This window comes from Mycobacterium sp. E3247 (genome assembly GCF_001667785.1).
GTDB lineage: Bacteria > Actinomycetota > Actinomycetes > Mycobacteriales > Mycobacteriaceae > Mycobacterium.
Window position 1 is genome coordinate 1 of record NZ_LZJG01000072.1, and the last position, 7,991, is coordinate 7,991.

A 7,991-nucleotide genomic window follows, 5' to 3' on the forward strand; every position below is an offset into this window, starting at 1 on the left:
AGCGGTTCCGCTGCCTGATCCTGGAGTTTCCCGGCTTCGGTGTCAGCGACGACTTCGGCGGCCACCCGATGGTCACCGCGTTCGGGACCGTGTCGCCCTTCCTGGACGCGCTCGAGGTCCGGAAGGTGCACATCGTCGGCAATTCGATGGGCGGCGGGGTCGGCATCAACTTCGCCACCCACAACCCCGACCGCGTCGACCGATTGGTGACCATCGGCGGCATCGGGACCAACATCTTCAGCCCGAGCCCGAGCGAGGGCATCCGGCTGCTGCAGGAGTTCGTCGAGGACCCCACCCGGCAGCGGCTGGTCGACTGGCTCAAGTCGATGGTCTACGACCAGGCGCTGATCACCGAGGAGCTGATCGCGGAACGCTGGGAGCTGGCCACCGACCCGGACACGCTGGCCGCGGCGCGCCGCATGTACGGGAAGGCGGCCTTCGCCGCGATGAACGCCGCGATGGCCGCCTCCGACCGCCCGATGCCGTGGGCCGTCATGCACAAGCTGACCGCGCCCACCCTGCTGACGTGGGGACGCGACGACCGGGTGAGCCCGCCGGACATGGCCCTCATCCCGATGCGCACCATCCCCAACGCGGAGCTGCACATCTTCCCCAATTCCGGGCACTGGGCGATGATCGAGGCCCGGGAGGCGTTCGAGAGCGTCGTGCTGGCGTTCCTCTCGCGGGGCTAGCGGCGACGGCCAGCGCGGCGAAGCCGGGCGAAGCGGGTCGATGCCATCTACACGCCGGCGCCCATGTCTCCCCTCGAAATCGACGCCAGCGCGGAAAAGTGTGAGAAGAGTTGGCGCTAACGTCGATTTCGACGGCCTAGCCGGCCAGGCCTTGGGTCAGCAACGCGCGCGCATCCGGATTGCCGTCCAGGACACGGGTGGTGCGGACGCCGATCCGCCACTCGCCGTCGATCCGCAGCAGCGTGAAATGGTTTGCCGCGCAACGCCATACCCGATAGCCGTCGCCGTGTCGGACCAGCACCAACGACTCGCACACCGCCACCGCCGAGTCGCCGCTGACGGTGACGACGCACGGTCCGAGGAAGTGACAGCACCCCTTGGCCACCAGGTTCTGGTGGGCCGGCGACTGCACCATGGCGCGCACCTCCGCGCGGCCCTCCATGCGCCAGCCGTCGACGTCGTAGCTGCCGTCGCGCGTCCACAAACGCGCGGCCGCTTCGGCGTCCCCCGCATCCACCGCCGGGCCGTAGGAGGCGATGAGGCGGGCGATGTCGCGTTCGTCCTCGAGTCGGCGCAGCCGTGCCGCGATGTCGTCGACATCGGTCATGGTTTTCTCCTCATCGTCGGGGTTACTGCGGTAGACCATTACTAAGCCCTCACACGTTAGGACGAACTGCATGAGCGAGCGGGTTCCGAACCGGGTAATCGACCGGGTCATTGAACTAGGCGACCAGCTGCGCGACCAGGCCGCCGAAGCCGAGCGGATCGGCCGGCTCACCGACGACACGGTCAAGCTGATCAAGGGCGCGGGCCTGATCCGGATGCTGCAGACCAAGCAGTATCAAGGCTTCGAGGTCCACCCGCGCGAGTTCGCCGAGACGACGATGGCGACCGCGGCGCTGGACCCGGCCGCCGGCTGGATCGTCGGCGTGGTGGGCGTGCACCCCTACCAGTTGGCCTACGCGGATCCGAAGGTGGCCGCCGAGATCTGGGCCGACGACGTCGACACGTGGATGGCCTCCCCCTACGCGCCGCAGGGGGTGGCCAGGCCGGTCGACGGCGGCTATTTGTTCAACGGCCGCTGGCAGTTCAGCTCGGGCACCGACCACTGCGACTGGATCATCCTGGGCGCGATGCTGGGCGACGACAAGGGCATTCCGATCATGCCGCCGCAGATGTTGCACATGATTCTGCCGCGCAAGGACTACGAGATCGTCGAGGACTCGTGGAACGTGGTGGGGCTGCGGGGAACCGGCTCCAAGGACGTCATCGTCTCCGACGCGTTCGTCCCGTCCTACCGGACGATGGATGCGACCAAGGTGATGGACGGCACCGCCCAGCGTGAGGCCGGCATGACCGAACCGCTGTACCTGATGCCGTGGTCGACGATGTTCCCGCTGGGCATCTCCGCGGCGACCATCGGCATCGCCGAGGGCGCGCTGGCCGCGCACCTGGATTACCAGCGCGGGCGCGTCGGCGCCACCGGAACCGCGATCAAGGACGACCCCTACGTGATGCACGCGATCGGGGAGGCCGCCGCCGACATCAACGCCGCCCGCCAGGAGCTGCTGGCCAACGCCGACCGCATCTACGACATGGTCGCCGCCGGCAAGGAGGTGTCGTTCGCCGACCGCGCGGCCGGGCGGCGCACCCAGATCCGCGCGGTGTGGCGCGCGGTGGCGGCGGTCGACGAGATCTTCGCCCGCTCGGGCGGCAACGCGGCACGCATGGACAAGCCGCTGCAACGGTATTGGCGCGACGTGCACGTCGGCCACCTGCACGCCATCCACGTCCCCGGCACCGCCTATCACGCGTCGGCGCTGAGTTCGCTGGGTATCGATCCGCCCGAGGGCCCCCTACGGGCTTTGATCTAGGAGAGCGCGTTGACCGATCTGAAAAGCCTGGGCTACATCACCGTTTCGACGAACGACGTCGACCGTTGGCGGCACTTCGCCTTCGGCGTGCTGGGTTTCGCCGAGGGGAAGGGCCCCGACCCTGACGCGCTGTATCTGCGGATGGACGAGCGCGCAGCCCGGCTGATCGTGGTGCCCGGCGACAGCGACCGGGTGCTCACCGTCGGCTGGGAGGTGCGCGACCGCGCTGCCCTGCAACGGGTGAAGGCCACCCTGGACACCGCCGGGACCCCGTTCAAGCAGCTGTCCACCGACGAGGCCGAGCAACGCCGGGTGGAAGAGGTGATCACCTTCGAGGACCCGGCCGGCACCACGCTCGAGATCTTCCACGGTGCGGTGCTCGACCACAGCCCGGTCGTCACCCCGTTCGGCGCGAGATTCGTCACCGGCGACCAGGGCATGGGCCACGTGGTCATACCCGCCACCGACCCCGGCGCGCTGTTCGACTTCTACACCGAGGTGCTGGGTTTCCGGTCCCGCGGCGCGTTCCGGGTGCCGCTGCCGAAAGAGTTTGGGCCCGTGCGGGTTCGGTTCCTGGGCATCAACGAGCGACACCACAGCCTGGCGATCGTGCCGGCCGCACACCAGCGCGACCCGCGCGTGGTGCACATCATGGTCGAGGTCGACAGCCTCGACGCCGTCGGGCAGGCCCTGGACCGGGTCAACGCCGACGGCTTCCAGCTGTCCTCCACCCTGGGCCGGCACACCAACGACAAGATGGTGTCGTTCTACGTCCGCGCGCCCGGTGACTGGGACATCGAATTCGGCACCGACGGTATGCGCGTCGACGAAAGCTATTACACCGCAGAGGAAATCACCGCCGACAGCTACTGGGGCCACCAGTGGATCGGCGACATGCCCGCGGCCATGCGGTTATGACGCCCGATACCGAGGTCACCCCGATCCCGGCCTCCTCGATCACGTCGTGGGATGACGAGGCCGACGTGGTCGTCGCCGGCTACGGCGTGGCCGGGGCCGCCGCGGCGGTGGAGGCGGCGCGTGGCGGCGCCGACGTGCTGGTACTGGAACGCACGGGATCCTGGGGCGGCGCGGCGGCGATGGCCGGCGGGTTCATCTACCTCGGCGGCGGCACCCCGCTGCAAAAGGCCTGCGGCTTCGAGGATTCCGTGGACAACATGGCGGCGTTCCTCAACGTCGCGATGGGACCCGGCGCAGACGCGAACCGCATCGCCGACTACTGCGCCGGCAGCGTCGCCCACTACGAGTGGCTCGTCGGCTGCGGCGTGCCGTTCAAGGCCGAGTTCTTCGCCGAACCCGGCTGGGAACCGATGGGCGACCAGGGCCTGATGTACAGCGGCGGGGAAAACGCCTACCCGTTCAACACCGTCGCCTCCCCCGCCCCGCGTGGGCACGTCCCGCAGATGTCCAACAAGAAGCAGGGCGAGGCCAGCGCCGGCTACATGCTGATGAAGCCGCTCGTCGAGACCGCCACCGCGGCCGGCGCGCGTGCGGTCTACGACGTGCGGGCGCAGCGCCTCATCGTCGAAGCCGACGGTCGGGTGGTCGGCATCCGCGCGCGCCGGTACGGCAGCGAGATGTCGTTTCGCGCGCGTCGCGGCGTCGTGCTCGCGACGGGCAGCTTCGCCTACAACGACGCGATGGTCGCGCGCTACGCGCCGCGGATCGCGGGTCGCCCGGCCGCCTCGATCGAGCAGCACGACGGCCAGGCGATCCGGATGGCCCAGGCGCTGGGCGCCGACCTGGCGCACATGGACGCCACCGAGGTCGCGATCTTCATCGACCCGCAGCAGCTGGTGCGCGGCATCCTGGTCAACGGCCGCGGCCAGCGCTACGTCGCCGAGGACACCTACCCCGGCCGCATCGGCCAACTCACGCTCTACCAGCAGGACAACACCGCCTACCTGATCATCGACGACGACGCCCAACAAGAGGCCAAGGCCTCGTGGTCCCCGAAATTCATGCTGCGCGAGGCGACCTGGGTGGCCGACACCGTCGCCGACCTCGAACGCGACATGGGCCTGGCGCCCGGTTGCCTGCAGGCGACCGTGGCCGCCTACAACGCGGGCGCCGCCCACGGCGAGGACCCCCTGCTGCACAAGAAACCCGAATGGCTCAAGCCCATCAGCTCCCCGGTCGGCGCCATCGACCTGCGCGAGAACACCGGCGGCTTCACCCTCGGCGGGTTGGCCACCACGCTCGACGCCGAAGTGCTCCACGTCAGCGGCCAACCCATCCCCGGCCTCTTCGCCGCCGGCCGCTGCACCGCCGGGCTCGCCGCCTGGGGCTACGCCAGCGGCATCTCACTCGGCGACGGCAGCTTCTACGGCCGCCGCGCGGGCCGATCGGCCGCCCGGGGTTGAACCACGTCGCGAGCGCGATCTCCCACGGCGAAACGCGGCGCGATGGGTCGCGATGACGCTACGCCGCGGTATGGTGACAGCGACAGCCTCTGAGGGTTTGCTCCAAATATGAATCAGGCGACCCGAACAATTTGATCGAATGCCCCCAACAGCATCGATCACTTTTTACATGTTCTTTACTCGGATTCGCCTCAAGTTGCTGGCCCCTTAACCGCGGGTTAGGTTGGTCGGGTTTGCAGCCCCGGCCAGCGTCGATCGGCGGCCTCCCCGCGGATAGCCGCGAACCAACCATTCGTCGTGTGAAAGGGGTTGCGTGTGCGACAACTTTCGCCGTTGCGGGTGGCGTCGACCGCGCTCGGCGCCGCCGCGGGGGTTGGCGATGCGGCCGGCAGGCTCGCCGCCGCCGGCCTCGATGTTGCCGCCCTGCCGGTCCGGGTGGGCGCAAAGCTGCTCTCGGGTGAGGTTTCCCGCTCCACGCTGACCCGGCGTACCGGGCGCGGTGACGGTCGCAGGTGGATCGAGGTCCGCGGAATCGACGGCCCGGCGCGGGCCCGAGCCGTCGTTGATGCGCTGCGGGCACAGCCCGGCGTCGCGAACGCCAGCCTGAATCTCCCGCTGTCGCGGGTGGTCGTCGAGACCGACCCCGACGGAGCGTCGCTGAACGACCTCTGCTCTGCGCTCGATGCAGTCGAATCAGATTGCGGTGCAACGGGCTTCACCCGCGGGGAGAGTCTGCCCGGTGACGGTCTGCTGCTGGCGGCACGCGGCGCGATGGTGGCCGCCAATGTTGCCGCGTTCACGGTCGCCCTCGCGGGGCGGGCATTGCGGTTGCCGGCGGCGCCGATCGCCGTCGAGGCGGTGTCCGCGATCGCGAATCATCAACCGTGGGTGCGCCGTGCGCTCGAGGCCGGGATCGGACCCGGCGCGACGGACATGGCGTTGTCGGTCACCGGCATGGTCGCGCACGTGGTCACGCTGTCGCCGGCGAAACTGTCGGTGGACCTGACGATGCAGGCCTTCAAGGCCGCCGAGTGCCGCGCGGCGGCGCGGGCATGGGACCGCTACGAGCCGGAGTTGGCCCGGCACGCCCAGGATTCGGGGGTGCACCGCGCACCGCGCCCGGTCCGGGCACCGGCTGGGCCGATCGAGCGGCACGGCACGCGCGCGGCGTGGGGGCAGCTGATCGGTGTCGGCCTGACCGGGGCCCTCACCCGCAACGTCACGATGGCCTCCAATGCGGCCCTGGCGGCTTCCCCGAAGGCGATGCGCACCACGCATGAGGCGTTCGCGACCACCCTCGGGCGGGGCTTGGCGGACCGGCACGCGGTGCTGGCGCTGCGCCCGGAGGGTTTGCGCCGGCTCCACAAGGTCGATGCGCTACTGATCGATCCGCGCGTGTTGTGTGGCGCTCAGATGCGGGTGGTGCGCGTCCGCGGCGCCGGCGACGACCAGTTGCTCAGCGCGTGGACCCGCGCGCAGGGACTCCTCGACGACGGCGCGGCCGCGGGCTGGCACCCGATCCATGCGATCGACGGCAACGGCGCGGTCGAGGCGCTGATCGCCCCGGCCGCTCACCCGCTGGCCTCCGCGATGATGACCCAGGCGCGCGACTCCGGCGCTCGGCTGGTGTCGGTCGACACCGACCTGCTCGGCGACTTGCGGCAGGCGTTCGATGACATCCGGCCGGTCAGCGATGGCCGCATCGACGACGCGCTCGCCGATGCGGTGGCCGAGCTGCAACGGGGAGGGCGCACGGTCGCCGTGCTGTCCTCGGCTGCCGCACAAGCCCTTTCGGCCGCCGACCTGGCGCTGGGGATCAAGCCCGACGCCGATGGGCCGCCGCCCTGGCACGCGGACCTGATGATGGAGGACCTCGCGGCGGCCTGGCGGGTGTTGCATGCGTTGCCCGCGGCGCGCAGGGCGAGCCAGCAGGGCATCGCGATATCGGTGGGCGCGTCGGCGCTGGGCGCGCTGTTCATGGTGCCCGGGGTGCGCAGGTTGCGGGGACCGGGCCCGGTGACCGTCGGAGCCGTCGCGGGGATCCTGTCGGGATATCTGCTGGCGCGCCGCACGATCGGCACCCGGATCCCCCGGCCCGCGCCGGCCCACGAATGGCATGCGATGTCCGCCGAGCGGGTCCGCGACGTATTGGCGACGCTGCGCGACTCCGACGAGTGTTCTGCCGCGACGGAATCCGCGCCACGCGGCGCACGGTTCCCCGGCGCGGCATGGGATTTCGTCAAAGCCGCCGGCGCCGAGCTGACCGGCGACCCGTTGACCCCGGTCCTCGCGTTGTGTTCGACCGCGACCGCGGTGTTGGGGTCACCGGCCGACGCGCTACTCGTCGGCACCGTGCTGACCGGGAACGCGATGCTGTCGACCTACCAACAGCTGCAGGCCGAAAACCGGCTGACCCGCCTGCTGGCTCAGCAGGCGCCGCCGGCGCGGTTGGTCACCGCCGCGCGCGGCTACCGTGACGTCGTGGTCGAGCAGTTGCGGCCCGGCGACGTGATCGAGGTGCGCAGCGACGAGGTCGTGCCCGCGGACGCCCGGGTGATCGAGGCGCACGACCTCGAGGTCGACGAATCGTCGCTCACCGGCGAGTCCCTCTCGGTCCAGAAGCAGGTCGAGGCCACACCGGGGGCCGAACTGGCCGAACGTCGCTGCATGATCTACGCCGGAACCACCGTGGTGGCGGGCACCGCGGTCGCGGTGGTCACCGCCGTCGGCGCGGACACCCAGACGCGTCGCGCCGCCGAACTGGCCTCCGGGGACCTGCCCACCGTCGGCCTGCATCATCAACTCAGCCAGCTGATGAGCCGCGCGTTCCCCTTCAGCGCGGGCGGCGGCGTCGCTGTCGGCGCCCTCGGCCTGCTGCGCGCCGGCGGCCTGCGCCAAGCGCTGAGCAGCGCCATCGCGGTCTCGGTGGCGGCCATCCCGGAGGGCATGCCCTTGATGGCGACCCTCGCGCAGTCCGCGTCGGCGCAGCGGCTGGGCGAAGCCGGCGCGCTGGTGCGGGTCCCGCGAGCGGCCGAGGCGCTCGG

At 70.5% G+C, this 7,991-nt stretch carries 5 protein-coding genes and 1 pseudogene; 5 read left to right on the forward strand and 1 reads right to left on the reverse strand.

The features are described 5' to 3' along the window. Positions 1-692, forward strand: a 692-nt coding sequence (locus A9X04_RS03815; protein ID WP_067917892.1) for an alpha/beta fold hydrolase, incomplete at its 5' end; no start/stop codon positions are given. A gap of 136 nt (positions 693-828) precedes the next feature. Here A9X04_RS03815 and A9X04_RS03820 read toward each other — a convergent pair. Further along, entirely contained in the window at positions 829-1,299 is a 471-nt protein-coding gene (locus A9X04_RS03820; RefSeq protein ID WP_067917900.1) for a nuclear transport factor 2 family protein, read from the reverse strand. A 70-nt stretch (positions 1,300-1,369) separates the two neighbouring features. Here A9X04_RS03820 and A9X04_RS03825 point away from each other — a divergent pair, with 70 nt between their 5' ends. The 4 genes and pseudogenes from A9X04_RS03825 to A9X04_RS03840 form a co-directional block, all read left to right on the forward strand. After that, a complete protein-coding gene (locus A9X04_RS03825; protein ID WP_067917893.1) occupies positions 1,370-2,566 on the forward strand; it encodes an acyl-CoA dehydrogenase family protein in 1,197 nt (398 codons plus the stop codon). Positions 2,567-2,575: 9 nt separating this feature from the next. Then, positions 2,576-3,484 (forward strand): biphenyl-2,3-diol 1,2-dioxygenase, encoded by a 909-nt coding sequence (gene bphC, locus A9X04_RS03830; RefSeq protein WP_067917895.1) that lies wholly within the window; start codon positions 2,576-2,578, stop codon positions 3,482-3,484. Further along, entirely contained in the window at positions 3,481-4,947 is a 1,467-nt protein-coding gene (locus tag A9X04_RS03835; RefSeq protein ID WP_067917897.1) for an FAD-dependent oxidoreductase, read from the forward strand. The genes bphC and A9X04_RS03835 overlap by 4 nt, the downstream gene beginning before the upstream one ends. 315 nt (positions 4,948-5,262) lie before the next feature. Then, positions 5,263-7,991: pseudogene (locus A9X04_RS03840) on the forward strand (heavy metal translocating P-type ATPase); the annotation flags it as partial.

What these genes read in the sequence shown, in the direction of transcription:
- A9X04_RS03820 (WP_067917900.1), bottom strand. Translation starts at nt 1,299, where the DNA reads ATGACCGATGTCGACGACATCGCGGCACGGCTGCGCCGACTCGAGGAC.
- A9X04_RS03825 (WP_067917893.1), top strand. Translation starts at nt 1,370, where the DNA reads ATGAGCGAGCGGGTTCCGAACCGGGTAATCGACCGGGTCATTGAACTA.
- A9X04_RS03835 (WP_067917897.1), top strand. Translation starts at nt 3,481, where the DNA reads ATGACGCCCGATACCGAGGTCACCCCGATCCCGGCCTCCTCGATCACG.